The organism is Mycolicibacterium stellerae, from assembly GCF_003719305.1.
Lineage (GTDB): Bacteria > Actinomycetota > Actinomycetes > Mycobacteriales > Mycobacteriaceae > Mycobacterium > Mycobacterium stellerae.
This window is the reverse complement of sequence record NZ_RARC01000017.1, coordinates 25,019-50,871: the sequence shown is the minus strand read 5'-3', so window position 1 is coordinate 50,871 and position 25,853 is coordinate 25,019. Positions and strand designations below refer to the sequence as shown.

The following is a 25,853-nucleotide window of genomic DNA, read 5'->3' as shown; positions in this document are numbered from 1 at the left end:
GGTCAACTTTGCTCGCTCAATTCGTCCTTTGTGAGCTTGTCGTGCACGTTCTGTTCGCGGTATGCGAGTTGCCCCACCCGGTTGGCCACGACCGGCGCCGTGATGACGGTGAATATGCCCGTCAGGATCAGCATGCCGACATCCACATTGCCACGCAGCCGGATCGCCGCGCCCGCCAGTACCAACAGCAGGCCCAGCACCTGCGGCTTGCTGGCCGCGTGCATCCGAGACAGGGTGTCAGGGAACCGGACTACGCCGATCGCCGCGGTGAGCGCCAGCGCCGAGCCGCTGAGCACCAGCACCGCGGCGACGATGTCTGCGATGTTCATCGCTGGTACCTGCTCTCGCGGTTGCGGCGGATATCGGGGACCCGGAACCGCGCGACGCTGACCGCGCCGACGAAGCTGATCAGTGCGAGCGCCGTCAGGCTGTATGTGACGGTGGTGTCCAGGCTGAATGCCGCCCATGTGCCGATCGCGCACATCGTCACGGCCACCAGGGTGTCCAGCGCGACGATGCGGTCCAACGTGCTCGGCCCGGCCAGGATCCGGAACATCACGATCACCGCGGCCGCGATCAGCATCACCGCGGCGATGATCCACACGGTGTTCATTGCTCCTCCTTGCTGACGGCAGGCTGCCAGTCCGCATCGCGCTCGAACGTCGACACCAGCAAGCGCTCCACCTGGGCGACCTGGTGGTAGAAGCGGTCGACGGCCTTCACGTTGCCGACGTCGATGACATGCATGTAGAGCTGCCGCCGCTCCTGATTGATCTCCAGCACGATCGACCCGGGGATCAGGTTGAAGATGTTGACGGCCAGCGCGAGCACCAGATCCGACTTGATCGCGAGCCTCGCGCGCAGCACCGCGGTCAGCGGTGGCGGCCCCGGTCTGATCGCCAGCCAGGCCACCTGCAGCGAGGACAACACCAACTGGTAGGCGACGACCGCGATCAGCTTCACCAGCGACAGCGGGTGCACCCGGCCCTCGACGGGCACAACGGGTAGCGGCAGCAGCAGTGTGACCACCAACGCCACCGCAAAACCACCGATGATGTTGGCAGGTGTTGCCGTGCCCCACAACAACACCCAGACCAGCATCAGCCAGCAGAGCACCCAAACTCGCAGCAGGCGGCTTCTCATCGTGGCGCCTCCCCGAGGACCGCCGAGATGTAGCGATCACGGTCAAGCACTTCGGCGGCCGCGCGATCGGTGTACGCGACGATCGGACCGGCTATCACCGTCAGCGTGAGCCCGACGGCGATCAGTGCCCCGGTCGGCACCATCATGCCCACCGGCATCCGTCCGACGTCTGTTCGGTCGGCTAGCAGGATGTCCTCTGTGTCGTCGAGCAGGGCCGACGGCGCAGCGGCCGCGACGTCGCCCTCTGGCGCGTCGGTGCGAGTGCGCCAGAAGGCAAGCGTCCAGACGCGGGACACCACGTACAGCGTCAGCAGGCTGGTCACCACGCTGCCGCCCACCAGCAGCCAGGCCAGTACCGAACCGTCCTGGGCGCCGGCCTGCAGCAGTGCGACCTTGCCGATGAATCCGGAAAACGGCGGTATCCCACCGAGATTGAGCGCGGGTACGACGAATACGAAGGCCAGCAGGGGGCTCGCCGCCGCCAGCCCGCCGAGTCGCTGAAGCGTGGACGCGCCTGCCTGTCGCTCGATGAGGCCGACGACCAGGAAGAGCGCCGTCTGCACCAGGATGTGGTGTGTGACGTAGTAGATCGCACCGGAGAGGCCGAGCTCACTCGACAGGGCGACGCCGAACACCATGTAGCCGATGTGGCTGACCAAAGTGAAGGACAACAGTCGCTTGATATCGCTCTGCGCGATGGCGCCGAAAATACCGACGAGCATGGTGAGGAACGCCGCCACCATCAACATCCGATCCAGCCCACCGTTCGGGAACAGCAGCGTGTGCGCGCGGATGATCGCGTAGACACCGACTTTCGTGAGCAAGCCGGCGAACACCGCGGTGACGGGTGCAGGGGCGGTCGGGTAGGAGTCGGGCAACCAGGAGGACAGCGGGAACACCGCGGCCTTGATGCCGAACGCGACGAGCAGCACCGCGAACAGTGCGCTGCGCGTGCCCGCCGCGACCCCGTCCATCCGGACCGCGACCTCGGCCATGTTCAGTGTGCCGGTCGCGGCGTAGATCAGCGCGATGCCGATCAGGAAGATCACCGACGACACCATCGAGACCATGACGTAGGAGATGCCGACGCGGACGCGCTCTGTGCTCGCGCCGATGGTCAACAGCACGAAGCTCGCGGCAAGCAGCACCTCGAACCCGACGAAGAGGTTGAAAAGGTCCCCGGCCAGGAACGCGTTGCACACCCCCGCCGACAGCACGAGGTAGGTGGGCAGGAAGATCGAAACGGGTTGGCGGTCGTCCCCGTCGCGGATGCCCTGCCCGATGGCGTAAAGCACCACGGCGAGCAGGACGATCGACGAGACGATAAGCATCAGCGCCGAAAGCCGGTCCACCACAAGCGTGATGCCAAGCGGACCCATTCCTGCCACGCTCTGTCCCCAGCCGCCGACGTGCAGGGCGATAGTGCCGTCACGGTCGGCGAGATAGAGCAGAGCCGCGCACACCGCGACCACCGAGGACAACGCGACCAGCGTGATGGTCCGCTGCAGTCGGGGTCGGCGACCGGCCACCAGCGTGGCGGCCGAGGCGATCAACGGAATCAACACGGGCAGCGGGGTCAACACCGCGGAGGCTGTGCTCGTCATCGCGACCCCTCCAGCCCCGGCAACGCGTCCAGTTCGTCGGGATCGTCGGTGTCGCGCGACACATCGGGAGTCGGCCTGGCCTCGTCCAGGGCGGCGAGCTCTTCGTCCGTCAGCTGGGCGACCCGGGTGTCCTCGGGGTCGTTGGCGACCTCTTCGTCGGTGGTCAGCTGGTAGGTCCGGTAGATCAGCGACAGCACGAACGCCGCGATGCCCATGCTGATGACGATGGCGGTGAGGATCATCCCCTGGGCCAAGGGATCGGCGGTCGCGGTCTGGCCGTCGCTGATCCGGCCGCGCACCGGTGGGTTTCCCGACGGACCGCCAACGAGAAGAATCAACAGGTTGACGGCGTTGCCGATCAATAACAGCCCCAACAACATTCGCGTCAGGCCGCGTTCCAGAAGCAGGTAAACCCCGACGCTGGTGAGGCCGCCGATCAACACGAGCGGAACGAGCAGGGCGGTCATCGTGGCACCGCCGCCGGTCGCTGCGCGGATATCTCGACGTCCACCCGCGCGCCGAGGCTGCGCAGCACGTCGAGCACAAGGCCGACGACGATCAGATACACGCCGAGGTCGAAGAACAATGCGGTGACGAGCTTGATGTGACCGAGCACCGGAACGTCGAACTCCAGCACCGCCGACGAAAGCACCGGCGCGCCGAGCAGCAGCGAGGCCACTGCGGTGCCCGCCGACAGCGCAAGGCCGGTGCCGAGGATCTTGCCCGCGTCCAGTGGCAGCGTCTCGCCGAGTTCGTAGCGACCGCCCGCGAGATATCGCAACACCAGCGCCAGCCCGGCGGTCAGTCCGCCCGCGAAGCCGCCGCCGGGTGTGTTGTGCCCGGCGAAGAAGAAGTATGCCGATGCCACCATGATGAGCGGGAAGATCATCCGGGTCGCCACCTCCAGCACCAGCGACCGGTTCCGCGGGTCACGCAGTTCGCTGCCGCGCAACCAGGTGGTGTCGCCCGCGGCCGGGCTCGTCGCGATCGCATCCACTGGACCGATGTCGGGTTGACCGGCGTCGGCGACCCGCGGGGCGGCGCCGAAACGCCTGTGCCGGAACACCATTGACGCCACACCGGTCGCGGCGACCAACAACACCGAGATCTCGCCGAGGGTGTCCCATGCCCTGATGTCGACCAACAGGACGTTGACGGTGTTGGCGCCGTTGCCGCGGTAGTACGCGGCGTTGGGCAGCAGCGCGGCGATCGGGACACCGGTGCGGGCCGCCATCGCGAACGTCGCCAGTGTGGTCACGCTCGCCCCGACGGCCAGCGCAAGGGCCGCGCGCGGCAGCCGGTGCCTGCGGATGTTGGTGCGGTCGGACTCGGCGGGCAGCGTGCGCAGCGCCAGCACGAAGATGACCAGCGTCAGGGTCTCCACCAGGAATTGGGTCAGGGCCAGGTCGGGTGCGCCGTGGAACGCGAAGATGGTGCCGCAGCCGTAGCCGGTCACGCCGACGAGCAGCACCGCCGCGAGACGGTTACGCATGACGGCCGCCCCGACCGCGGCGGCCAGTATCAGCACGCCGACGATCACCTGCAGCGGCGACCCCCACAGCGCGAACTCCGGGCGGTCGCGTGCCCCCAGCGTCAGCACCACCGCGGGGACGATCGCGAGCGTGGCCAGGATCACCGACTGCGTCGCTGGAATCGAGCCGCGCTGGGTGGTGCCCGTCAGCCGGACCGAGAACACGTCGGCGCCGCGGATCACGGCGTCGTAAATGCGGTCCGCGTTGCCAAGCGGTAGGTACACCAGCCTCGCCCGCGGAAACCGTGACCGGCCGAAGAACGCGGCAGTGCCGATCGCCAGCACCAGGGCCGACAGCAGCAGCGGCAGGTTGAAGCCGTGCCAGAGCGCGAGCTCGTAGTCGCCTTCGCCGGGGATCGTGTCGGCATAGGTGTCAAGGGCACTGTCGAGCGGCGACGGCCACAGCCCGAACAGCAGACCCGCCGCGGCGAGGATGGCGGGTGCGGCCAGGAACGTCACAGGCGGAACGTGCATGGCCGCGACGCGCTTGCTGGGTTCCGTCCTGCCCTTTTTCGCGAACGCACCCCACAGGAAACGCAGGCTGTACATGGTGGTGAACACCGAGCCTGCGACGATGGCGCCAAGCACGAACGGCGCGAAATGCCCCAATGCCTGGCTGTGCAAAAGGGTTTCGTAGTCGGCTTCCTTGGCGACGAAGCCGAGGAACGGTGGCAGCGCCGCCATGCTCGCCGTGGCGCCGACGGCGATGACGAGCAGCGGCCAGTTGGCATGCCCGAGCCAGGCCAGCCTGCGGATGTCGCGGGTGCCGGTGGTGTGGTCGATGATGCCGACGACCATGAACAGCGCGGCCTTGAACATCGCGTGTGCGCACAGCAGCGCCAGCCCGGCCAGCATCAGGTCGCTGCCGCCCGCGCCGACCATCACCGTGATGAAGCCGAGTTGGCTCACCGTGCCGAACGCCAGGATCAGCTTCAGGTCGTATTCGCGGATCGCCCGCCAGCCGGCAAGCAGCACGGTCACCACGCCCAGCGTGATCACCATGGGCCGCCACGGCGGTGAGTCGGCGAATCCCGGGTTCATCCTGGCGACCAGGTAGACGCCTGCCTTGACCATGGCGGCGGCGTGCAGGTAGGCGCTCACCGGGGTAGGCGCGGCCATCGCGCCGGGCAGCCAGAAGTGCAACGGCACGATTGCCGACTTCGCCAGTGCACCAATGAGAATCAGCGCGATCGCGATCGACGCCGCCAGCCCGGTCGGAGGCGCCGCGACCAGCTCGGACAACAGGTAGGTGCCCGAGATGGTGCCGAGCACGATGATGCCGACCAGCATCGCCAGCCCGCCCGCCGTCGTCACCAGCAGCGCTTGCACCGCGGCCTTGCGGCTGCTTGCGCGTTCGGCGTAATGACCAACCAGGAGGAAGGACAGCACGGTGGTGAGCTCCCAGAACACGTAGAGCACCAGCATGTTGTCACTGACCACCAGGCCGAACATGGCGCCAGAGAACGCGACCAGTTCGGCGGCGAAGCTAGGTAGCCGCTTCTCGTCGTGCCCGTCGTGGTGGTGGAAGTAGTCGGCGCAGTAGAACAGCACGAGTGCGCCGATGCCGAGCACCAGCACGCTCATGATCGCCGAGAGCGCATCGAACCGCAGGGTGATGTCCATCGACAGCTCGGGCACCCAGGTCACGGTCACGCTGCGGGCCTGTCCGTGCCCCGGCCAGTTCTGCGCCACCCAGACCAGGGAGACGAGCGGGACGAGCGCCAGCGGATAGAAAGCCTTTCGCCCCCACCGGTGCACCAGCAGCGGAGCCAACGCGGTTGCGACCGCATGGGCGAACAGGACAACGAGCATGGCTGAACCCCAGTCTACGTGGGCCGATGCAGCTAGCATCCGGCCCGTGGATACCCCCGATGTGGTAGTGGTCGGCGCCGGACCGACCGGCCTGATGATGGCCGCCGAACTGGCGGTCGGCGGCGCAAAGGTGCAGCTGCTCGAAGAGCGCGTCGACATGCCGAACATCACAAGGGCGTTCGCCGTGCACGCGCGCACGCTCGAGCTGCTCGACGCGCGCGGGTTGGCCGACGAGCTGCTGACGCGCGGGACGCCGGTCTACGAGGTCGCGCCGCCCGGCGGGGTGACGATGAACCTGCGGGAGCTGCCGAGCAGATTCGGCATGCTGTTGATCGTCCCGCAGAGCGGCACCGAGCAGGTGTTGCAGACGCGGGTCGACGACCTCGGGGTGCAGGTCGCGCGCGGCGCCGAGGTGGTCGGGCTGGCCGAGGACGATCACGGCGTCAACGTGCAGTGCGCAGACGGCACGTCCATCTCGACGCGCTACGTCGTCGGCTGCGACGGCGCGCACAGCACCGTCCGGCGCCTGGCCGGTATCGAGTTCACCGGCAAGCAGTACGAAACCCACATCCTGCTCGCCGACGTGCACCTGACGCGGGCACCGCAGGAGACGTTGTCCGGCGTGACCAACGAGCGCGGTGCGGTGCTGATTATCCCGTTCGGCGACGGCTGGTTTCGCGCCATCGCATGGGACCGGCTGCGGGAGCAGGCGCCGCTGAAGGAGCCGGTCACCTTCGACGAGATCCGCGACTCGTTCCACCGCATCGCCGACGAGGACTACGGCATGACCGACATGCGCTGGAGCTCGCGGTTCCTGTCCGAACGCAAGCAGGCCGAGCGTTACCGGGCCGGGCGGGTGTTCATCGCCGGGGACGCCGCGCATGTCCATTCGCCGCTCGGCGGGCAGGGCATGAACACCGGCATCGCCGACGCGATGAACCTGGGCTGGAAGCTCGCCGAGGCGGTGGGCGGCACGGCGCCGGGCTGGCTGCTGGACAGCTATGAGAGCGAGCGTCGTCCCGTCGGCGCGGCGGTGCTCCGGCTGACCGACGCGTTCAACCAACTGGTGCTCGGCCGGTCCAAGGCGCAGCGGCTGGTGCAGTCCCTCGCCATCGGGACGATCACCCGGCTGCCAGCGGGCCGTCGGTTCATGGCGGGCCGCCTCAGCCAGATCGGCATCGACTATCCACGCGCATCTCGCGGGGAGCACCGCTTGATCGGCAAGCGCATGCCCGACACCGATTGCGGCGGCACCCGGCTCTACGAGCTGCTGCGCGAGGGCCGGTTCGTGATGCTGACGAACGGAGAGGTCGACGTCGATCGCGCCGACGTCGTGCATGCCACCCACCGCGACAGCGATCTGCCTGCCGCCGTGCTGGTGCGCCCGGACTGCTACGTCGGGTGGGCCGATGACCAGGTGCCGACCGAAGCGCACATCGCGGCCGCGATCGCCCACTGGAAACGGACAGCTCAGAAGTAGCGCAGCCAGGCATAGACCCACGCCAGGGCGACGCGCTTCCCGACACGATCCTCACGCCGCGCGAGGAGGCGGTGCTCCGCTATGCAATCCGCGCGGGGCTGATCGAGCCCTGACGCGCGCCGCACCCCGTCGTGAACCGGATCGGCAGTGCGTGGCCGATGACGCCGATGCCCGCGCCGAGGATGGGCCAGACCGGCCAGAAGTACCAGGCGCCGGCGCTCAGCCCGACGGCGAGCCACACTGTGAGCACGACGACGACCATCGCCAGGTAGCCGGCCAGATGGATCCGGACGCCGCGGCGCGCGGCGGCCCGACGTGCCTCCCTGCGTCGCGGGTCGTTGCGCCGCAACTGGGCCAGCGGCAGATCGGCGAGGAGCCGGCGCAGCTCGGCGGTGGTGTTGGCGGCGAATGCGGCCTGTAGCCGGGTCTCGTATTCGTCCATTGCGAGGTACCCCTGGGCCAGTGCCGAACCGAGTTGGTTCGCGGTCTTCTCCCGCTCGCGGTCGCCGGCCCGAATGGACGGATTCGTTGGGGCGGTCATGGCGTGCCTCCGTCTCGATCTTGACAGTGCCTAGTTTCTGATATGACTATGCGCTTTCAACTAGCCACTGTCAAGATCTAGTTGTCGAATCTCGTCCGCAGGCCCGTGATGCGCAGGACCATGAAGGCGCCAGAACCCGACAACCTGAAATGAGGCAGCCATGGCTGTCGACGAGACCAAGTTGAACGAATTCCTCGGCAAGGCGGTGGGCGATCTCGGCGCCGCGATGAGCGCGGCGCTGATACTGGTCGGCGATCGGCTCGGGCTGTACCGCGAATTGGCGAAAGGCGCCATCACGTCGGCCCAACTGGCGCAGCGCACCGGCACCGACGAGCGCTACGTCCGCGAATGGCTGGGCAATCAAGGCGCAGGCGGATATGTCGAGTACGACCCCGCTCGCGACGAGTGGTCGCTGAGCCCTGAGCAGGCGCTGTGCCTGACCGACCCGAACGGCCCCGTCGACATGCCGGGCGCATACAACATCGTCGAGGCGACGTTCCACGCGCTCGAGAGCACCCTCGACAACTTCCGGTCCGGGGCAGGCATGGAGTGGGGCGAGCACCATCGGTGCCTTTTCGAGGGAACCGAGCGGTTCTTCCGGGCCGGCTACAACACCAACCTGATCGGCTCGTGGCTGCCCGCGCTGGACGGCGTCGTCGACAAGCTGCAGCGCGGGGCCAAGGTCGCCGACGTCGGCTGCGGGCACGGCGCCAGCACCATCCTGATGGCGCTGACATATCCGGATTCGGAATTCGTCGGCTACGACTACCACGACGAATCGATCAGTGCCGCAACCGAAAAGGCGGCGGCGGCAGGTGCCTCCAATGCGCGGTTCGAGGTCGCCGATGCGGTCGGATATCCGGGCACGGATTTCGACCTGATCGCATTCTTCGACTGCCTGCACGACATGGGGGATCCGGTCGGTGTGTCTCGGCACGCTCGCGAGGCGATCAGCGACGACGGCACCGCGATGATCGTTGAGCCGTTCGCCAACGACCGGCTTGCAGACAACCTGAACCCGGTCGGCCGAGTGATGTACGGCGCTTCCACGCAGATCTGCGTGCCGGTTTCGTTGGCGCGCAAGGGTCCTGCTCTTGGCGCTCAGGCCGGTGAAGCCCGGCTGCGCGAGGTCGTCGTCGACGGCGGCGGCTTCACTCGATTCCGGCGTGCCACCGAGACACCGTTCAACCTCGTGCTCGAGGCGCGACCGTAATCACTCAGCGGGTGGCCGAGAACGCGCGCAGCGCCTCGACCTGGACCGGGTCCAGCGAAGGGCGAACGTTTTCGCGGGCCTTTGCGACGTCGGCGGCCGTCACATCCGCGGCGTCGATCGAACGCCGCATCGCGGTCAACGCGGCCTCACGCAGGAGCGCGACGCAATCGGCAGCGCTGTAGCCGTCGAGGTCGTCGGCGAGGGCGTCGAGGTTGACGTCGTCGCTGAGCGGAACGGCCTTGCCCGCGGTGCGCAGGATGTCGCGTCGGGCCGCGGCGTCGGGCGGCTCGACGAACACCAGCTTCTCCAGCCGTCCCGGCCGAAGTAGTGCCGGGTCGATCAGGTCTGGCCGGTTCGTCGCGCCGAGCACCACCACGTTGCGCAACGGCTCGATGCCGTCGAGCTCGGTCAGCAGTGCGGCCACCACGCGGTCGGTGACCCCGGAGTCGAAACTCTGCCCGCGCCGTGGCGCAAGCGCGTCGAGCTCGTCGAGGAAAATCAGCGACGGCGCGGAGTCGCGGGCCCGACGGAACAGGTCGCGAACGGCCTTCTCCGATGCGCCGACCCACTTGTCCATCAGCTCGGCGCCCTTGACCGCGTGCACGGACAGCCGCCCGGAGCTGGCCAGCGCGCGCACGATGAACGTCTTACCGCAGCCGGGCGGCCCGTACAGCAGCACGCCGCGCGGCGGATCGACGCCGAGCCGCTCGAACGTCTCGGGATGCTGCAGCGGCCACAACACCGCTTCGGTGAGCGCCTGCTTCGTCTCGACCATGTCGCCGACATCGTCGAGCGTGACAGAACCGACGGCCACCTCTTCGGAGGCCGACCGCGACAGCGGCCGGATTACGCTGAGCGCACCCGTCAGGTCGTCCTGCGTCAGCGTCGGGGGCTTCTCGTCCTCGCTGGCCCTCGCCGCCGCCCGAAGCGCGGCCTCGCGCACCAGCGCGGCCAGGTCGGCGACCACGAAACCCGGTGTGCGTTCGCTGATTTCGTCGAGGTTCAGGTCCTCGGCCGGCACGTCGCGCAGCAACACCTCGAGAAGCTGCTTGCGGACTGCTCCGTCGGGCAGGCTGAGGCCGAGTTCGCGGTCGCACAGGTCGGGTGCCCGCAGTCGCGGGTCGAGGTCGTCGGGTCGCTGCGAGGTGGCGACGAAGGCGACGCCGGGTGTGGCGACCGCGTTGCGCAGCTCGGTGAGGATCAGCGTCGACACCGGGTCAGCCGCCGTCGGCAGCAGCGCATCGACGTCGGTGATCAGCAGGACGCCGCCGCCGTCGCGCACGCTCGCCACCGCCGATGCAACGCTTTTCAGCCGGTCCTCGGCGCGCAGCGCGCCCACCTCGGGCCCGTCGAGTTCGACCAACCGCCGGTCTGCGCACACCGCACGCACCAGCGCCGCTTTACCGACACCCGCGGGCCCGGACACGAGCACGCCGAGATTCGGTTTGGCGCCCAAGGTTTGGAGCAACTCCGGCTGGTCGAGTGCGAGCTTCAGCCATTCGGTCAGCCTGCTGGCCTGCGCGTGCGAACCCTTGAGGTCGTCGATGTTGACCGTCGCCGACTTGTCGGGCGTGATCACGACGTACTGACCGGACGCGGCCTGTGTTGGCGGCGTGATTGTGTCGCCCCAGCTGACCACCGAATTCGGTTGCACGCTAACCGGTCCGGCGGGGTCGACGCCGGTCACCGTCAGCAGCTCCGACGTCCAGGTGATCCCGACGGCCGAGGCAAGCGCGCTGCTCGCCGCCGAAGTCGGGATGTCAGGCCCTAACTCACGCGGCAACAGCGACACGGTGTCGCCGACGGTCATCACCTTGCCGAGCAGCGCCTGGCGCAGGGTCGCCGACGAGATCGACCGGGTGGCCAGATTCGATCCGCGCACCGTCACCGACCGGGCGCCGTACACCGTCACCGGCGCGACGAGCACCGTCGTGTTCTCCCGCAGCCCGGCGTTGGACAGCGTCACGTCGTCGAGCAGCGCGGTGCCGACCGGGGTACCGTCCGGCGCCACCCCGGCCACCGCCGCGGTGGTCCGCGATCCGGTGAGCGAGACCGCATCCCATTCCCGAATGCCCAGCGCCGCAATGGCTTCGGGATGAAGCCGGACGACACCGCGACGCGAGTCCAGCGCCGAGGTGTTCAGCCGCGCGGTGAGTGTGAGCTGCTGCCGTGGCGTCGGGCGGTCCGCTACGTCGAACCCGGTCATATCAGGGGCCCGGCGGTCTGCGGAGCCCGAGTCGGGCCATCGAACGACGGTGGGTGCGCGGCTGGGCCCGGCGGACCCGGCGAACCGCCCGCCGCGCCTGACGCTGCTCCTTCGGCTTGTCTCCCCACACCTCAGGGTGTTTCGAAAGCCAAGCCTCCGTCCGTATCGCGAACGGAATGTGGATCACGTAGCCCAAGATGATCAGCATGATGACGATGTAGCCGTAGAGGATCGAGGCGGCGACAAGGATCGCCAGCAGCGCCAGCAGCGGAACCACCATGTTCTGCGATATCGCGAAGGTGTGCACCTTGCGCATCGGGATGGTGCTGACCACGAGGAGCGAGACGCCGATCATCCAGATCACCACGGCGGGCTCCGAGGTCCACCACCCGTCGCCGAATTGCAATTTGGCCGCCAGCGGGCCGATCGCGCCGATCGCGCCCGCGGGTGCGGGCATGCCGACGAAGAACTCCTTGGTGTACGGCGGTTGGTCCTCGGCGAGCATCGTGTTGTACCGCGCCAGCCTCAGCACGATGCACACGGCGTAGAGGAGCACGACGATCCAGCCGATGCGCGAATGAGACAGCAGCGTGCCGTAGACGATGAATGCCGGTGCGACACCGAAGTTCACTGCATCGGCGAGGGAGTCGATCTCCTCGCCCATCTTCGACGTGGCCTTGAGCAGCCGGGCGATGCGACCGTCGAGCGCATCAAGGATCGCGGCCACGGCCAGAAACGCCATCGCCTCGGTCGGCCTGTCGTCGAGCGCGAACTTCACCGCCGACAACCCGAGGCAGATCGCCGCGACCGTCATCGCGCTCGGCAACATGCGCAGGCTGACGACAGGCCTCTTGACGCGCGGCTTCACCGCGGTAGCTCCGCAAGGATCGTCTCGCCGCCGACCGCCCGTTGACCCGGCAGCACCAGTGGCTCTGTGCCCTCCGGCAGGTAGGTGTCCAGCCGCGACCCGTACCGGATGAGGCCGTAGGTGTTGCCGATCGCCACCTTCTCGCCAGGCCGGATGTCGCAGACGATGCGGCGGGCCACCAGCCCCGCGATCTGGACGGCCACCACCTCGTGCCCGTCCGGGGTGCGGATCAGCACGCTGTTGCGTTCGTTGTCCGCGCTGGCGGCGGCGAGCTCGGCGGATCTGTAAAGCCCAGGGCGGTGCACGACCGACACCACCTCACCGCTTATCGGGATGCGCTGGACGTGGGCGTCGAAGATCGACAGGAAGATGCTGATTCGAGGCATCGGCCGGTCTGGCAGGTTCAGCTCGGCGGGCGGCACCGCATCCTCGACGAGGCAGATCAGCCCGTCGGCGGGAGCCACGACCACGCCGGGGCGGGTCGGCGGCACGCGGGGCGGGTGGCGGAAGAACGCGGCGTTGGCACCCGCGGCCAGCAGGCCGGCGTTGCGCAGCCACCGATGTCGGCGGCCCGCCGCTGCGACCGCGAGGGCCGCGCCGACGAATGGTAGGCCGGCGGGATGCATCGGGGGGATCGTGGTTCTCGCCAGGGCCACCAGTCGCGCGGGGCCTGATCTGAGGTCGGGGCGTCTGGCCATCGTGTCGCGATTCTACGGGTGGCTACCCGCTCGATAGGTCCCAAACCCGCACAGGAGATCCCGCGGTCAGTTCCACGACGTCCTCGTCGATCTCCAGGAGACAGTTCGCCGACGCCAGCCAGCGCAGATGATGCGACGCGGGCGGCCCGTAGCTGCTGACCGCGCGCTTGTCGGCGTCCAGCACGCCACGCCGAAACTGCCGCTTGCCCCGCGGTGACTTCAGATCCTCCTCGAGCTCGGCCGTCAGCAGCGGTCGCTGGGCCTGTGGCAGTCCCATCGCTTCGCGGAGGGGTGCTCGGATGAAGACCTCGAACGACACAAGTGCGCTGACCGGATTGCCCGGCAGCGTGATGATCGGGGTGTCGCCTATCCGGCCTGCACCCTGCGGCATGCCCGGTTGCATCGCCACCTTGACGAATTCCACCCCCGCGGCCCAAAGCGCGTCCTTGACGACCTCATAGGCGCCCGCACTCACGCCGCCGGTGGTGATGATCAGGTCGGCCTCGCCGGCGTGACGGGCCAGCACCGCTCGGAATTCGTCGACGTCGTCACTGCTCATCGGCGCCGTTGTCACCTGCGCGCCCGCGTCTTTCGCGGCCGCGGCAAGCATCACCGCGTTCGACTCGTAGATCTGACCGGGTTTCAACGGCGTGCCGGGCGCCACCAGCTCGGAGCCGGTAGACATCACCACAACCCGTTGCCGGGGAACAACTTTCAGCTCATCGAGGCCGAGGGCAGCAACGAGCCCCAGCACCGCGGGCGTCACGACCTGGCCTGCCCGCAGCACGGTGGTGCCCGCTTCGACGTCCTCGCCAGCGCGTCGGATGTGCGCTCCCGCGGTCGCGGTCGCGCGGATCGCAACGGTGTCCGTCGCACCGTCGGTCAGTTCGACGGGCACCACGGCGGTGGCGCCCGACGGAAGCGGCGCGCCCGTCATGATTCGGTGTGCCGTGCCGGGTTTCAGCGTCAGCGGGTCGGTTCGGCCCGCGGGGATGTCCTCGGCGACCGGCAGCATCACCGGCTGTTGGTCGCAGGCCCCCGAAATGTCTTCGGCGACGACGGCGTAGCCGTCCATGGCCGAATTGTCGAAACCCGGAAGGGAAAGCGGCGCAACGACATCCTCGGCAAGAGCAAGCCCGAGCGCGTCGGCGATCGCGACCGCGACGGGTTCGCGTCGCGCGATCAACCCAGCAACGGCGCGTTGGTGCTCGTCGACGGACCGCATCAGACGGGGTAGGTGACGCCGGTCAGCTCTTCCGACAGGGTCCAAAGCCGTCGCTGCAGGTCCTCGTTGCGCGATTGCGCGCTGGAGGCAACGATTTTGGGGTTGCCCTTGACCTCGCCGATGCCGTCCGGCCCGTAGTACTGGCCACCCTGTGCGGTCGGGTCGGTCGCGGCCCGCAGGGTCGGCAGCGCGCCCTTGTCGGCCGGCTGGGTGATCGGCTTCCACATGAAAGCCGGGATGAAGTCGGGCAGGTGGCGCATCAGCTCGGTGTCGGCGAAACCGGGATGAGCCGCGAGTGCGACCGTCGGGGCGCCCTTGAGTTTCAGCCGCCGCGCCAGGTCGTAGGTGAACATCAGGTTGGCCAGCTTGGACTGGCCGTATGCCTCGATGCGGTTGTACTTCCGCGTCAGCTGGGGGTCGTCGAAATGAATCCGGGCCAGGATGCGGTGCCCCACGCTGGCGACCGTGACCACCCGCGACCCGTCGACGGACAGCATGTTGTCCAGCAGCAGGCCCGTCAACGCGAAGTGGCCGAGGTGGTTGGTGCCGAACTGCATTTCGAAACCGTCCTTGGTGGTCTCCCGCGTCGGCACGTACATCACACCCGCGTTGTTGATCAGCAGGTCGATGCGCGGGTGCGCGGCGCGCAGTTCGTCGGCGGCCGCGCGGACGCTGGCTAGCGACGACAGATCCAGTGCCTGGAGGGTGACGACCGCGTTCGGGCTGGCCGCCTTGATCCGGTCGACGGCCTCGGCGCCCTTGTCGAGGTTGCGTACGGCGAGCACGACGTGCGCGCCCTTGTCGGCGAGTACGGCGGCGGTGTCATAGCCAAGGCCCGAGTTCGCGCCCGTGACGATGGCGATGCGGCCTGACTGATCGGGTACATCGGCGGAGGTCCACTTCTGGCTCATGATCAGCACATTACCCACGGGCGGTTACCGTCGTTCCCATGTCAGTTCGCGCGAGCGCCCGAGCGGCCGGGCTGGTGGTCGGGGTGGTCGCCGGTATTGCCGTGGTGTTGGTCTCGGTACTGATCGCAGGAATGCGCTGGAAGGTGCCGCCGGTGATCGACGCGGTGCGGCGGATGAACAGGTTCTTGACGAACCCGCGGGTGATGCGCACGGCGGGATCGGCGGGCACCCAGACGTCGGTCATCCGTCATACGGGCAGAACCAGCGGCCGCACCTACGAGACGCCGGTTGACGTCATCGCGACCGCCGACGGGTTCGTCATCGCGCTTCCGTACGGCACCCGCGCCGACTGGGTGCGCAACGTGCTCGCCGCCGGCTCCGCCACGATCGTCAGCCAGGGCGAAAGCGTCGACGTCGCGGCGCCGATCATCGCCGCCACCGCCGAGGTCGCGGGCCAACTGCCCGCAAGGACGCTTCGCACGCTGAGCCTGTTCGGCGTCACCGAATGCCTGCATCTGCAGAGGGCGACCGATGGACTTGGTTGATCCCGCAAATCCGCCGAGCCGCAAAGCGCCCCTGGTGTGGGCGATCGGCGCGGCGATCCCGTGGCTGGTGCTTGCGGTGGGGCAGGTGGTGTGGTTCGTCCTCGACAGCAGGCTTGCCTGGCTGCATGTCGTCGCTGCCGCCGTCACCGCGGTCGGCATGGTGGTCTTCGTCGTCGTCGTGCCGTTGTGGCGGTACCGGGTGCACCGCTGGGATATCAGCCCGCAGGCCGTCTACACCCGGTCGGGCTGGCTGGTCCAGGAGCGCCGGATCGCGCCGGTCTCCCGCGTGCAGACCGTCGACACGTACCGCGGCCCGCTGGACCGGCTGTTCGGGCTGGCCAACGTCACGGTGACGACGGCGTCGTCGGCGGGTGCGGTGCGGATCGTGGCCCTCGACTCGGCGGTCGCCGACCGGGTCGTCGGACAGCTCACCGACATCGCCGCGATCGGCGCGGAGGACGCGACGTGACCACCTCGCAGGCCGCCGAGCGGGTGTGGCACCGGCTCAGCCCGCGAATGTTGTTGGTGCACCCCGTCCATGAGGTGTTGCGACAGATTCCGTTGCTGGTCGGTGCGGTCGTGTTGGGTTCGGCGACGGGCAACTCGTGGTGGACGGTGGCCATCCTCGGCGTGACGATCGCCTTCGGTGTGCTGCGCTGGTTCACCACCACCTACCGCATCGAACCCGACGAGGTGCAGCTGCGCACCGGCGTGCTGCAGCGCAAGGTGGTTTCGGTGCCGCGCAACAGGATTCGTTCGGTGCAGACCGACGCGCGGCTGCTGCACCAGGCGCTCGGGCTTACCGTGCTTCGGGTGAGCACCGGCCAGCAGGCCAGGGGCGACACCGAGTTCGCGCTCGACGCGGTGCGTGCCGAAGAGGTGCCGCGGCTGCGCTCGATTCTGCTTTCCGACTCGCTGGCCCCCGCCGCTGACGATGCAGGCGATCAGCAGCAGTCGCCGGGCAGGCTGCTGGCCAGCTGGCATCCGTCGTGGCTGCGCTACAGCCCGCTGAGCTTCACCGGACTCGCCATGATCCTCGCCGCGGTTGGCGTGGTTTATCAGGCGGGTCTCGGTGCGGCGCTTGAGCATTCGCGGGTCGCCGAGTCGGGTCGCGACGCCACGCAACGGTTCGGCGTCGTCGCAAGCATCGCCGTCGTCGTCGCGGTCGTGGTGCTCGCGTCGGTCGTGCTTTCGGTGTTGCGGTCGCTGGTGACGTTCGGGAACCTGGTGCTGCGCCGCGATGTGGAGGTGCTCCATCTGCAGCACGGCCTGCTGCGCAAGCGTGAGCACACCTTCGACATGCGCAGGCTGAGGGGCGGCACGCTGCGACAGCCGCTGCTCGTCCGGCTGCTCGGCGGCGCGCGGCTGGACGCGGTGATGACGGGTGTCGAAGGCGCGGGGGAGGCGTCGCTGCTGCTGCCGCCGTGCCCCGTGCACACCGCGGAGGCGGTGTTGACCGACTTGATCACCGACGTCAACGCGGTGTCCGGCCCGGTGCGTGGGCATGGACCGGCCGCGACGCGTAGGCGCTGGACGCGCGGGCTCGCGTTTCCGGTCGTCGCCGCGGTCGGATTGGCCGTCGCCGCGGCATACGTGGCGGTTCCACTGTGGGCGTGGGTGGCCGTGGCGGTGCTGGCGCTGGTGTGCGCACTGCTGGCCGCCGACCGGGTGCGAGCGCTCGGACATCGCGTCGACGGCCGGTGGCTGGTCGCTCGGGCGGGCAGCCTGGAACGCCGTCGGGACTGCATCGCGGCCGAAGGCATCATCGGGTGGACCGTGCGCCAGACGTTCTTCCAGCGGCGGGCGGGGGTGGCCACGCTGATCGCGGCGACCGCGGCCGGGGTGAAGCAATATCAGGTGATCGACGTTCCCGCCGAGCTCGGTTGGTCGATTGCGGGGACGGCGTCACCGTGGGTGGCCGACAGTCGCTGGGCACGCTCGTAGCCGGGCCCGACTTGCGCGGCCACGCACGGCGTTTACTGTCGCCTCATGGCGGTCGGTGGCGTGCTGTTTGACATCGATGGCGTCTTGGTGACCTCGTGGGAGCCCATCGAGGGGGCGGCCGAGACGCTTCGAGTGCTGGCAGACAACCAGATTGCCCGGTCGTATCTGACCAACACGACGACGCGCACCCGCAGCCAGATCGCCGGTCTGCTGACCGACGCGGGCATGGATGTGACCGCCGACGAGGTGATCACCGCCGCCGCGCTGACGGCCGAATACGTTCGCGGCCAGTACCCCGATGCGCGGTGCTTCCTGGTGAACAACGGGCAGATTGCCGAGGACATGCCGGGCATCGACATCGCCTACGCAAGCGACTACGGCCCGGACGGCCCGACACCGGAGACCCCGGATGTGATCCTGCTCGGCGGGGCGGGCCCGGAGTACGACCACGTGACGCTCAGCCGTGTGTACGACTGGATGGCGCAGGGCGTTCCGGTGGTCGCCATGCACCGCAGCACGTCGTGGAACACCGCAGAGGGTCTGCGTATCGACACCGGCATGTACCTGATCGGGATGGAGGAGACGTCGGGCCGCAAGGCGATCGCGGTCGGCAAGCCGGCTCCCGCAGGCTTCCTCGCCGCCGCTTCGCGTCTGGGCGTTGACCCCGACGAGATGTACATGATCGGCGATGACCTCAACAACGACGTGCTGGCCGCGCAGGTGGTCGGAATGACGGGTGTGCTGGTGCGCACGGGCAAGTTCCGTCAGGACACCCTGGACCGGTGGGCGGCCGACGAATTCGCGATGCAGCCCAGCCATGTGATCGACTCGGTTGCCGATCTGCCCGAGGTGCTCGGCCTGTAGCGACGAGTTCTGGGGCCGCGGGCGTTGACTCTGCGTTGATGGCGGAGGTTGCTCGCACTTTTGCGCCATACGCGCAATGTCGATGAGTTCCGCCGGCGCGGGCGGTCTGTACTGACATGAGCCAAGACACCATGAGCGTCAGCGCCACCGTCAAGGCACCCGTCGACACCGTGTTCGCGGTGCTCGCCGACCCGACGACCCACGAAGCGATCGACGGCACCGGCTGGGTGCGCGAATCACGCGACGGCAAGGCGTTGACCGAAACCGGCCAGATCTTCCGGATGGGGATGTACCACGACAACCACCCCGACAAGCACTACGAAATGGCGAACCGGGTCGAGGTTTTCGAGCCGCCGCGGGCCATCGCGTGGCAGCCCGGAGCAGAACCCCGGCATATCCCTGGTTACCAGGGTCCCGACGACGCCCCTCTCGACTTCGGCGGATGGATCTGGCGATACGACCTCGAACCCGTCGGCGACGACCGCACCGAAGTCACGCTGACCTACGACTGGTCGGCGGTGCCGCGTGAGACGCGCGAACACATCCAGTTCCCGCCGTTCGATGTGTCGCACCTCGACAGCTCGCTGCGCCACCTCAGCGAGCTGGCGCAGGCGCGCTAGGCGTTCAGGCCGCGCACCGCTTCGATGCGGGCCTTCAGCTGATCGGAGGTCGCCGCAGCGATCGGCGGGCCGCCGCAGATCCGGCGCAACTCCTTGTGAATCCAGCCGTGCGGCTTACCCGTGCGGTGGTGTGCCACCGACACGAGCGCGTTGAGTTGGCTGCGCAGTTCACGCAGCTGCCCGTGCGTCGACAACCGCGGCACCTCGCCCGTTGCCGTGCGCTTACTGATCTGTGCTTCTTGCCTGCGCCGCAACAGATCTCGCATCGCCCCTGCATCCAGAAGGCCGGGGATGCCGAGGTAGTCGGCTTCCTCGTCGCTGCCCGCAGGTGTCGCCGTGCCGAACGACGAGCCGTCGAAGATGACCTGATCCAGCTCCGCGTCGGCGCCCAGCGACTCGAAGCCCTTGTCCTCGTCGGCCTCGGACTTCTTGCGATTCGCGTCCTCGACCGCCTCGTCGTCGAAGCCCTGCTCCTCGCGGTGCGGCTTGCCGAGCACGTGGTCGCGCTGGGCCTCCATCTGACTGGCCAGGTCGAGCAGCGTCGGCACCGAGGGCAGGAAGATGCTCGCGGTCTCACCGGGCTGCCGCGAACGAACGTAGCGGCCGATCGCCTGGGCGAAGAACAGCGGCGTCGACGCGCTGGTGGCGTACACGCCCACCGCAAGCCGGGGCACGTCGACACCCTCTGACACCATTCGCACGGCGACGAGCCAACGGGCGGTTCCCGCCGCGAACTCCGAGATCCGCGCCGACGAGCCGGGGTCGTCGGACAGCACCACGGTCGGAGTCTCGCCGGTCAGCTTTGTCAGCACGGCGGCGTAGGCGCGCGCCGCCTTCTGGTCGGACGCGATGACCATGGCGCCCGCGTCGGGCACGCCGCCGTTGCGCTTCTGGGTGAGCCGGGTGTCGGCGGCCTGCAGCACCGCAGGTATCCACTCGCCCTTGGCGTCGAGGACCGTGCGCCAGGCCCGCGCCGTCTGCTCGGCGTTCAGCGGCTCGCCGAGCCGGGCCGAATGTTCCTCGCCCGCGCTGGTTCGCCAGCGCGCCTCCCCGGAGTACGCGAGGAACACCACCGGCCGGACCACGCCGTCGGCGAGCGCCTCGGCATAGCCGTAGGTGTGGTCCGCCGTCGAGCGCATCAGCCCGTCGGCGTCGGGCGCGTAGGTGACGAACGGGATCGCGGAGTCGTCGCTGCGGAACGGCGTGCCGGTGAGCGCAAGGCGTCGCGTCGCATCGTCGAAGGCTTCGCGGATGGCGTCACCCCAGCTTTTCGCGTCGCCTCCGTGGTGGATCTCGTCGAACACCACGAGCGTCCGACGGTTCTCGGTGCGCACCCGGTGCCGCGTCGGGTGGCTGGCGACCTGGGCGTAGGTGACCACGACGCCGTGGTATTCCGACGACGTGTGCGCCGCGGAGTTGCTGAACTTCGGGTCGAGTGCGATACCCACCCGTGCGGCTGCCAGCGCCCACTGTGTCTTGAGGTGTTCGGTGGGCACCACGACGGTGATCTGCTCGACGACGCCATCGGCCAGCAGCTCGCCGGCGACCCGCAAGGCAAACGCCGTCTTACCCGAGCCGGGGGTTGCCACGGCCAGAAAATCGCGCGGCTGCGCGGCAAGATACCGCACCAATGCCCGACGCTGCCAGCTCCGCAGAGCCTGGGTGTCGGGCGCGCCGTTAGCCCGCACCCAAGACTCCTCAACTGATCGGACAGCAGCCTAACGCAACGGATTACGAGTACGCATCTCTGCGTGGCGCGTCGCCGGACAGACGGAGTGTCGCGGGTGGCCGACACCCGCGGCCTAGCCCATCGGCCAAGGCTGCCAACCGGCGCGGCGCGTCCAACCGCGGTCAACGGCAGCAAACATGATGCTTGCCCCGGTACAGCATGGGTACCCTCTGCCCACCATGCCAGCGACCCCTGATCCGCGAAACGACGAAATCGATCCCTGCGTGCGCGTCTTTGGCACCCGGGTACACAATTTAAGGGGAGTCGACGTTGCGGCCCCCCGCGACGCGCTGGTCGCGTTCACCGGGATTTCGGGGTCGGGCAAGTCGTCGCTCGCCTTCGGCACCATCTACGCCGAGGCGCAACGCCGGTACTTCGAGTCCGTCGCGCCGTACGCGAGGCGGCTGCTGCTGCCGACGGGCGCGCCAAAGGTGGACGACATCACGGGACTGCCACCGGCCGTCGCGCTGCAGCAGCGCAGAGGGTCGGCGACGTCGCGGTCGACGGTGGGCACTGTCACGACACTGTCCAATCTCCTGAGGATGCTGTTCTCGCGTGCCGGGACGTACCCGCGCGGAGCCACCGAACGACTCGACTCCGATGCGTTCTCGCCCAACACCGCGGTCGGTGCGTGCCCGGAGTGCCACGGTCTCGGCCGGATCCATCAGGTGACGGAACAGACGCTCGTGCCTGACCCGTCGCTGACCATTCGCGCGGGCGCAGTGGCCGCATGGCCGGGCGCCTGGCAGGGACAGAATTTGCGGGACATCCTCATCACCCTTGGCTACGACATCGACAAACCGTGGCGGAAACTGCCCAAGCGACAACGTGATTGGATCCTGTTCACCGACGAGCAGCCGACCGTCGAGATCGATCCGAGCCAACATCCGGTCACCGCAGATTACTACTACAACGGGACCTTCTCCAGCGCCGAACGCCACGTTCGGCACACGCTGGCCAACTCGCAGAGCGCGATGATGCGCCGTCGCGTCCTGCAGTTCGTCGACAGCGTCGAATGCGGACTGTGCCATGGCTCGGGACTGCGGCCCGAGGCGCTGAAGGTGAGCTTCGCGGGCCGCACCATTGCCGACTACGTGGCAATGCCATTGGCCGAACTCGCCGACGTGTTGGGCCCGACCGCGGCGCTCAGGGATGCCGGAGCGGCCTTCGAGTCGACGGAGTCCGGTGAACTGACCGAGGTCGCCGCGATGATCGCCGCCGACCTCGTGGCCCGCATCCAGGTGCTCATCGATCTCGGCCTGGGTTATCTGACACTGAACCGTCGCACCCCGACCGTCTCACCGGGTGAACTACAGCGGCTGCGGTTGGCCACGCAGCTGCGCGCAGGGTTGTTCGGAGTGCTCTACGTGCTGGACGAACCATCAGCAGGCCTGCATCCCGCTGACGCCGAACCGCTGCTCGATGTTCTGGATCGACTTCGGCGAGCAGGCAATTCGCTGTTCGTGGTCGAGCACGACATGGATGTGGTGCGCCGTGCCGACTGGATCGTCGACGTCGGCCCCGGCGCAGGCGAACACGGAGGCAAAGTTCTCTACAGCGGGCCCGTGCCGGGTCTGGTCGACATCGACGAGTCGATCACCCGCAGGTACCTTTTCGGTAGCGATGTGTCCGCAAAGACGCGGACCCCGCGCAAGCCGTCGGGACGCTTGCGGATGCGGGGCATCTGCTTTCACAATTTGCGCGACATCGACGTCGACCTGCCGTTGGGCGTCTACACCGCGGTCACCGGTGTGTCCGGCTCGGGTAAGTCAACGCTCGTCGTGAAGGTTCTCGGCGACGTGGTCAAGCGCCAACTGGGCCGCGCGGCGGGTCAACCCGAAACCGACACCGACGCAGACGATTCCGACACCGAGATCATCGACCTCGATCACGACGCCAGTGTCGGAGTGACAGTCGACGGCGTGGCTGCGATCGGCCGACTGGTCGCCGTTGACCAGCGGCCGATCGGGCGGACTCCGCGCTCGACACTTGCCACCTATACGGGACTTTTCGACGCCGTTCGGCGGGAATTCGCCGCGACGCCCGCGGCGCGCCGACGCGGCTGGACGGCCGGCCGGTTCTCGTTCAACGTCGCCGAGGGCCGATGCGAGACCTGTCAAGGTGAGGGCTTCGTATCGGTCGAATTGCTTTTCCTGCCGGGCACTTACGCCACCTGCCCGGCATGCAACGGCGCGCGATACAACGAGGCCACGCTGCGTGTGCGGTACCGCGAGCGCACGATTGCCGACGTACTGGCCATGACTGTCGACGAGGCGGCGGAGTTCTTCGCTGATATCCAGGGCGCGGCGCGCAGCCTGACAACGCTGCACGAGGTCGGGTTGGGCTATCTGCGTCTCGGGCAGCCCGCCACCGAACTGTCCGGCGGCGAAGCGCAGCGGATCAAGTTGGCCTCGGAACTGCAACGACCCCGCCGCGGCCACACGCTCTACGTGTTCGACGAACCCACCACCGGGTTGCATCCCGCCGATGTGGACACTCTCGATGCGCAGCTGCATCGGCTCGTCGACTCGGGCAACACCGTGGTGGTGGCCGAACACGACATGCGGATGGTGGCCGGCTCGGACTGGGTGATCGATCTGGGACCGGGTGCAGGCAATGACGGCGGTCGGGTTGTCGCGACGGGAACACCGCGAAAGGTGAGTCAGGCCAAGGGCAGCCGCACCGCGCCGTACCTGGCCGCGCGGCTGGTCACTCGACGATGAAGTTGTCGTTCTTGATGAACCACTCTCGTCGTTCCTCGTCGGTGAGGTCACCCAGTTGGGCGAAGCCCTCGAAATAATGCTCCCGAGGCGCGCCCGGAGCAAACAGCATCAAGATGGACGCCTCGGCGTCGGCCTCATTGCGGAAACCGTGGATGCCGCCGGGCGGGACGTACAGGAAGTCGTTCTGTGTTCCGTCCACCCATTGGCTGCCATCGTAGAGCCTGACGGTTCCCGACAGCACGAAGAACGCCTCCGACATGGCACGGTGAAAGTGTGGCCCTGGGCCGCCGCCGTTGGGCGCGATGTCGACGCGGTAAAGGCCGTAGTCGCCGTTCGTCTGTTTCTGGTTGGCGAGGTAGTGGTACTGCACTAGGCCGAACGAGTCGTAGTCGGCGGGTTGGCTGCCTCTCCGAAGCCAGGCGCTGATCTCCGGGGTGTCCTTGGTGTATCGCTGCGGTGGGTAGGGCGGCACGACGAGTGACATCAACGCTCCCGTTGCGGTCGTAGCATTCCAGGGTGGGTGAGATCGAGGGTTCCCGTGTCGAGATGCTTCTCGACGCCCAGAACAAGGCGGCGGAGTTGTTCGCCGAGATCGAGCGTAGCGGGATGGTCCGCGCGGGCGTTCGCGAGAAGGAGTTGTCCGATGAGATCCGGGATCTGGCCGCGGAGAAGTTCGGCGTCAGCAGGCACTGGCACAAGCGGATCGTGCGGGCGGGCGAGAACACGCTGCATCCCTATTCGAAGAATCCGCCGAACCGGCTGATCACCGACGACGACATCGTGTTCTGCGATTTCGGCCCGATCTTCGATCGTTGGGAGGCAGACTTCGGCCGCACGTTCGTGCTCGGCGACGACGCCGGTAAGCATGCTCTGCGCGACGACCTGGCTCGGGTGTGGGCGAAGGGGCGGGATTACTTCGAGGCCAACCCCGACGTCACGGGTGCCCAGCTGTTCGCTCACGTCGTCGAGCTCAGCCACGAGGCGGGCTGGGAGTTCGGCGGAACGATCGCAGGACATCTGGTCGGCGAGTTCCCGCACGAAAAGATCGACGGCGAAGACGTCGAGTCCTACATCGCGCCGGGGTCAGACCACCCGATGCGGCGCACCGACCGCACCGGGCAGGTCTGCCACTGGATCCTCGAAGTGCACCTGACCGACCCAGTGCGCGGGTTCGGCGGCTTCTACGAGGAGCTGCTCGACATCCGGTGACTCAGACCAGGGCAGGGACTGGGAACGTCACGCCGGTCAGCTCTTCGGAGACGGTCCACAGCCGCTTCTGCGCTGCCACGTCGTGCGATGGCCTGCTGGAGGCCACCACGACCGGGTAGCCGCGCTGCTCACCGAAACCGTCGGGGCCGAAGTACTGCCCGCCGATGACGCCGGGGTCGGTGGCGGCGCGCAGGGTCGGCAGTGCACCCATGTCGGGGTCCTGGATGAGCGGCTCGATCACCGGCGTGGCCGCCAAAACGAGCACCCGCGGCAGGTTGCGCATCAGTTCGGTCCGTGACCCGCCAGGGTGCGCGGCGGCGGCGATGGTGGTGCTGTTGGTGTTCTGCAAGCGGCGTTGCAGTTCGTAGGTGAACATCAGGTTGGCGAGTTTGGCCTGTCCGTACGCCGCGACGCGGCCGTAGTCCTTCTCCCACTGCAGGTCATCGAAGCGGATTCCGTTGCGCGCGAAGCGGTGTCCGACGCTGCTGACTGTGACGACGCGAGAGCCGGGCACCGGCAGCAGGCAGTCGAGCAGCAGGCCCGTGAACGCAAAGTGGCCCAGATGGTTTGTGCCGAACTGCAATTCGAAGCCGTCCTTGGTGGTCGCCTTCGGCGTCATCATCACGCCTGCGTTGTTGATCAGCAGGTCGATGGTGTCGTGCTCGGATCGCAGCGCTTCGGCGGCCGCGCGAACGGAGTCCAGCGAGGTGAGGTCGAGTTCGGTCACCGCGACGCTGGCGCCCGGCGTCCGGTCGCCGATGCGGGCGGCGGCTTGATTGCCTTTGTCGACGTTGCGGACCGCGAGCACCACGTGGGCGCCCTTGGCGGCGAGTGCTGCGGCGGTTTCGAAGCCGAGGCCCGTGTTGGATCCGGTGACGACGGCGGTGCGACCGGCCTGGTCGGGAATGTCGGTAGTGGTCCAGTTGGCCATGAGAATCTCCTAGAATCGGGTAAACGGGGCGTCGGCTCCGTTTGATACGACTATAC

24 protein-coding genes are annotated in these 25,853 nt (G+C 68.1%); 9 read left to right on the top strand and 15 right to left on the bottom strand.

Annotated elements, in window-relative coordinates; genetic code table 11:
* Positions 1–2 precede the first annotated feature (2 nt).
* Genes mnhG through D6M19_RS20260 form a run of 6 tightly spaced genes read right to left on the bottom strand, consistent with a single transcriptional unit; the run spans position 3 to position 6,090 of the window.
* On the bottom strand, positions 3–329 hold the full coding sequence (gene mnhG, locus D6M19_RS20285; protein ID WP_123027053.1) for a monovalent cation/H(+) antiporter subunit G: 327 nt from the start codon (positions 327–329) through the stop codon (positions 3–5).
* Positions 326–613 carry a monovalent cation/H+ antiporter complex subunit F gene (locus tag D6M19_RS20280; protein ID WP_123027052.1) on the bottom strand — a complete coding sequence of 96 codons (288 nt, stop codon included), beginning with the start codon at positions 611–613 and terminating at the stop codon, positions 326–328. Before D6M19_RS20280 ends, mnhG begins: the two co-directional genes overlap by 4 nt.
* Positions 610–1,143 (bottom strand): Na+/H+ antiporter subunit E, encoded by a 534-nt coding sequence (locus D6M19_RS20275; RefSeq protein WP_123027051.1) that lies wholly within the window; start codon positions 1,141–1,143, stop codon positions 610–612. The genes D6M19_RS20280 and D6M19_RS20275 overlap by 4 nt, the downstream gene beginning before the upstream one ends.
* The gene (locus D6M19_RS20270; protein WP_123027050.1) at positions 1,140–2,747 is read right to left on the bottom strand and encodes a Na+/H+ antiporter subunit D; all 1,608 of its coding nucleotides are present in this window, start codon (positions 2,745–2,747) and stop codon (positions 1,140–1,142) included. The genes D6M19_RS20275 and D6M19_RS20270 overlap by 4 nt, the downstream gene beginning before the upstream one ends.
* The gene (locus D6M19_RS20265; protein WP_123027049.1) at positions 2,744–3,214 is read right to left on the bottom strand and encodes a Na(+)/H(+) antiporter subunit C; all 471 of its coding nucleotides are present in this window, start codon (positions 3,212–3,214) and stop codon (positions 2,744–2,746) included. The genes D6M19_RS20270 and D6M19_RS20265 overlap by 4 nt, the downstream gene beginning before the upstream one ends.
* Entirely contained in the window at positions 3,211–6,090 is a 2,880-nt protein-coding gene (locus D6M19_RS20260) for a Na+/H+ antiporter subunit A (RefSeq protein WP_123027048.1), read from the bottom strand. Before D6M19_RS20260 ends, D6M19_RS20265 begins: the two co-directional genes overlap by 4 nt.
* A gap of 46 nt (positions 6,091–6,136) precedes the next feature.
* On the opposite strand from D6M19_RS20260, the gene D6M19_RS20255 reads away from it, so the two are divergent.
* On the top strand, positions 6,137–7,570 hold the full coding sequence (locus D6M19_RS20255; protein WP_123027047.1) for an FAD-dependent monooxygenase: 1,434 nt from the start codon (positions 6,137–6,139) through the stop codon (positions 7,568–7,570).
* Positions 7,571–7,649: 79 nt separating this feature from the next.
* On the opposite strand, the gene D6M19_RS20250 is transcribed toward D6M19_RS20255, so the two are convergent.
* The gene (locus D6M19_RS20250) at positions 7,650–8,111 is read right to left on the bottom strand and encodes a DUF1707 domain-containing protein (RefSeq protein ID WP_123027046.1); all 462 of its coding nucleotides are present in this window, start codon (positions 8,109–8,111) and stop codon (positions 7,650–7,652) included.
* 160 nt (positions 8,112–8,271) lie between these two features.
* On the opposite strand from D6M19_RS20250, the gene D6M19_RS20245 reads away from it, so the two are divergent.
* Positions 8,272–9,324: a class I SAM-dependent methyltransferase gene (locus D6M19_RS20245; protein WP_123027045.1), complete on the top strand. Its 1,053-nt coding sequence runs from the start codon at positions 8,272–8,274 to the stop codon at positions 9,322–9,324.
* A 4-nt stretch (positions 9,325–9,328) separates the two neighbouring features.
* On the opposite strand, the gene D6M19_RS20240 is transcribed toward D6M19_RS20245, so the two are convergent.
* The 5 genes from D6M19_RS20240 to D6M19_RS20220 are packed head-to-tail and all read right to left on the bottom strand — an operon-like array spanning position 9,329 to position 15,232.
* The gene (locus D6M19_RS20240) at positions 9,329–11,530 is read right to left on the bottom strand and encodes an AAA family ATPase (protein ID WP_123027044.1); all 2,202 of its coding nucleotides are present in this window, start codon (positions 11,528–11,530) and stop codon (positions 9,329–9,331) included.
* Position 11,531: 1 nt separating this feature from the next.
* Positions 11,532–12,398: a CDP-diacylglycerol--serine O-phosphatidyltransferase gene (gene pssA, locus D6M19_RS20235; RefSeq protein WP_123027043.1), complete on the bottom strand. Its 867-nt coding sequence runs from the start codon at positions 12,396–12,398 to the stop codon at positions 11,532–11,534.
* On the bottom strand, positions 12,395–13,096 hold the full coding sequence (locus tag D6M19_RS20230; protein WP_123027042.1) for a phosphatidylserine decarboxylase: 702 nt from the start codon (positions 13,094–13,096) through the stop codon (positions 12,395–12,397). Before D6M19_RS20230 ends, pssA begins: the two co-directional genes overlap by 4 nt.
* 22 nt (positions 13,097–13,118) lie before the next feature.
* Positions 13,119–14,321, bottom strand: coding sequence for a molybdopterin molybdotransferase MoeA (gene moeA, locus D6M19_RS20225; protein ID WP_123027041.1), 1,203 nt, complete (start codon positions 14,319–14,321; stop codon positions 13,119–13,121).
* Positions 14,321–15,232 (bottom strand): SDR family NAD(P)-dependent oxidoreductase, encoded by a 912-nt coding sequence (locus D6M19_RS20220; RefSeq protein WP_123027131.1) that lies wholly within the window; start codon positions 15,230–15,232, stop codon positions 14,321–14,323. Before D6M19_RS20220 ends, moeA begins: the two co-directional genes overlap by 1 nt.
* Before the next feature lie 38 nt (positions 15,233–15,270).
* Between D6M19_RS20220 and D6M19_RS20215 the strand changes: the two genes are divergently transcribed.
* The 5 genes from D6M19_RS20215 (at position 15,271) to D6M19_RS20195 (ending at position 19,205) form a co-directional block, all read left to right on the top strand.
* Positions 15,271–15,777: a PNPOx family protein gene (locus tag D6M19_RS20215; protein ID WP_123027040.1), complete on the top strand. Its 507-nt coding sequence runs from the start codon at positions 15,271–15,273 to the stop codon at positions 15,775–15,777.
* Complete coding sequence (locus D6M19_RS20210; protein WP_123027039.1) at positions 15,764–16,246, top strand: PH domain-containing protein; 483 nt, start codon at positions 15,764–15,766, stop codon at positions 16,244–16,246. The genes D6M19_RS20215 and D6M19_RS20210 overlap by 14 nt, the downstream gene beginning before the upstream one ends.
* A 47-nt stretch (positions 16,247–16,293) precedes the next feature.
* Positions 16,294–17,721 carry a PH domain-containing protein gene (locus D6M19_RS20205; RefSeq protein ID WP_123027130.1) on the top strand — a complete coding sequence of 476 codons (1,428 nt, stop codon included), beginning with the start codon at positions 16,294–16,296 and terminating at the stop codon, positions 17,719–17,721.
* A 45-nt stretch (positions 17,722–17,766) separates the two neighbouring features.
* Positions 17,767–18,585 carry an HAD-IIA family hydrolase gene (locus D6M19_RS20200; protein ID WP_123027038.1) on the top strand — a complete coding sequence of 273 codons (819 nt, stop codon included), beginning with the start codon at positions 17,767–17,769 and terminating at the stop codon, positions 18,583–18,585.
* Positions 18,586–18,701: 116 nt separating this feature from the next.
* Positions 18,702–19,205: an SRPBCC family protein gene (locus D6M19_RS20195; protein ID WP_123027037.1), complete on the top strand. Its 504-nt coding sequence runs from the start codon at positions 18,702–18,704 to the stop codon at positions 19,203–19,205.
* On the opposite strand, the gene D6M19_RS20190 is transcribed toward D6M19_RS20195, so the two are convergent.
* Positions 19,202–20,893 (bottom strand): DEAD/DEAH box helicase, encoded by a 1,692-nt coding sequence (locus D6M19_RS20190; RefSeq protein WP_123027036.1) that lies wholly within the window; start codon positions 20,891–20,893, stop codon positions 19,202–19,204. The genes D6M19_RS20195 and D6M19_RS20190 overlap by 4 nt on opposite strands.
* 220 nt (positions 20,894–21,113) lie before the next feature.
* Between D6M19_RS20190 and D6M19_RS20185 the strand changes: the two genes are divergently transcribed.
* A complete protein-coding gene (locus tag D6M19_RS20185) occupies positions 21,114–23,657 on the top strand; it encodes an excinuclease ABC subunit UvrA (RefSeq protein WP_123027129.1) in 2,544 nt (847 codons plus the stop codon).
* On the opposite strand, the gene D6M19_RS20180 is transcribed toward D6M19_RS20185, so the two are convergent.
* Positions 23,644–24,141 carry a cupin domain-containing protein gene (locus D6M19_RS20180; protein WP_123027035.1) on the bottom strand — a complete coding sequence of 166 codons (498 nt, stop codon included), beginning with the start codon at positions 24,139–24,141 and terminating at the stop codon, positions 23,644–23,646. The two genes, D6M19_RS20185 and D6M19_RS20180, sit on opposite strands and share 14 nt — an antisense overlap.
* Positions 24,142–24,203: 62 nt before the next feature.
* On the opposite strand from D6M19_RS20180, the gene D6M19_RS20175 reads away from it, so the two are divergent.
* Positions 24,204–24,866, top strand: a complete 663-nt coding sequence (locus tag D6M19_RS20175; RefSeq protein ID WP_123027128.1) for a M24 family metallopeptidase — start codon at positions 24,204–24,206, stop codon at positions 24,864–24,866.
* 1 nt (position 24,867) lies between these two features.
* Here D6M19_RS20175 and D6M19_RS20170 read toward each other — a convergent pair whose 3' ends face one another.
* Complete coding sequence (locus D6M19_RS20170; RefSeq protein WP_123027034.1) at positions 24,868–25,797, bottom strand: SDR family NAD(P)-dependent oxidoreductase; 930 nt, start codon at positions 25,795–25,797, stop codon at positions 24,868–24,870.
* Positions 25,798–25,853 lie beyond the last annotated feature (56 nt).

Coding starts and splice junctions, on each gene's coding strand:
- mnhG (WP_123027053.1), bottom strand. CDS start 329: ATGAACATCGCAGACATCGTCGCCGCGGTGCTGGTGCTCAGCGGCTCG.
- D6M19_RS20280 (WP_123027052.1), bottom strand. CDS start 613: ATGAACACCGTGTGGATCATCGCCGCGGTGATGCTGATCGCGGCCGCG.
- D6M19_RS20275 (WP_123027051.1), bottom strand. CDS start 1,143: ATGAGAAGCCGCCTGCTGCGAGTTTGGGTGCTCTGCTGGCTGATGCTG.
- D6M19_RS20270 (WP_123027050.1), bottom strand. CDS start 2,747: ATGACGAGCACAGCCTCCGCGGTGTTGACCCCGCTGCCCGTGTTGATT.
- D6M19_RS20265 (WP_123027049.1), bottom strand. CDS start 3,214: ATGACCGCCCTGCTCGTTCCGCTCGTGTTGATCGGCGGCCTCACCAGC.
- D6M19_RS20260 (WP_123027048.1), bottom strand. CDS start 6,090: ATGCTCGTTGTCCTGTTCGCCCATGCGGTCGCAACCGCGTTGGCTCCG.
- D6M19_RS20250 (WP_123027046.1), bottom strand. CDS start 8,111: ATGACCGCCCCAACGAATCCGTCCATTCGGGCCGGCGACCGCGAGCGG.
- D6M19_RS20245 (WP_123027045.1), top strand. CDS start 8,272: ATGGCTGTCGACGAGACCAAGTTGAACGAATTCCTCGGCAAGGCGGTG.
- D6M19_RS20240 (WP_123027044.1), bottom strand. CDS start 11,530: ATGACCGGGTTCGACGTAGCGGACCGCCCGACGCCACGGCAGCAGCTC.
- D6M19_RS20230 (WP_123027042.1), bottom strand. CDS start 13,096: ATGGCCAGACGCCCCGACCTCAGATCAGGCCCCGCGCGACTGGTGGCC.
- moeA (WP_123027041.1), bottom strand. CDS start 14,321: ATGCGGTCCGTCGACGAGCACCAACGCGCCGTTGCTGGGTTGATCGCG.
- D6M19_RS20220 (WP_123027131.1), bottom strand. CDS start 15,232: ATGAGCCAGAAGTGGACCTCCGCCGATGTACCCGATCAGTCAGGCCGC.
- D6M19_RS20215 (WP_123027040.1), top strand. CDS start 15,271: ATGTCAGTTCGCGCGAGCGCCCGAGCGGCCGGGCTGGTGGTCGGGGTG.
- D6M19_RS20210 (WP_123027039.1), top strand. CDS start 15,764: ATGGACTTGGTTGATCCCGCAAATCCGCCGAGCCGCAAAGCGCCCCTG.
- D6M19_RS20205 (WP_123027130.1), top strand. CDS start 16,294: ATGTTGTTGGTGCACCCCGTCCATGAGGTGTTGCGACAGATTCCGTTG.
- D6M19_RS20200 (WP_123027038.1), top strand. CDS start 17,767: ATGGCGGTCGGTGGCGTGCTGTTTGACATCGATGGCGTCTTGGTGACC.
- D6M19_RS20195 (WP_123027037.1), top strand. CDS start 18,702: ATGAGCCAAGACACCATGAGCGTCAGCGCCACCGTCAAGGCACCCGTC.
- D6M19_RS20185 (WP_123027129.1), top strand. CDS start 21,114: ATGCCAGCGACCCCTGATCCGCGAAACGACGAAATCGATCCCTGCGTG.
- D6M19_RS20180 (WP_123027035.1), bottom strand. CDS start 24,141: ATGTCACTCGTCGTGCCGCCCTACCCACCGCAGCGATACACCAAGGAC.
- D6M19_RS20175 (WP_123027128.1), top strand. CDS start 24,204: ATGCTTCTCGACGCCCAGAACAAGGCGGCGGAGTTGTTCGCCGAGATC.
- D6M19_RS20170 (WP_123027034.1), bottom strand. CDS start 25,797: ATGGCCAACTGGACCACTACCGACATTCCCGACCAGGCCGGTCGCACC.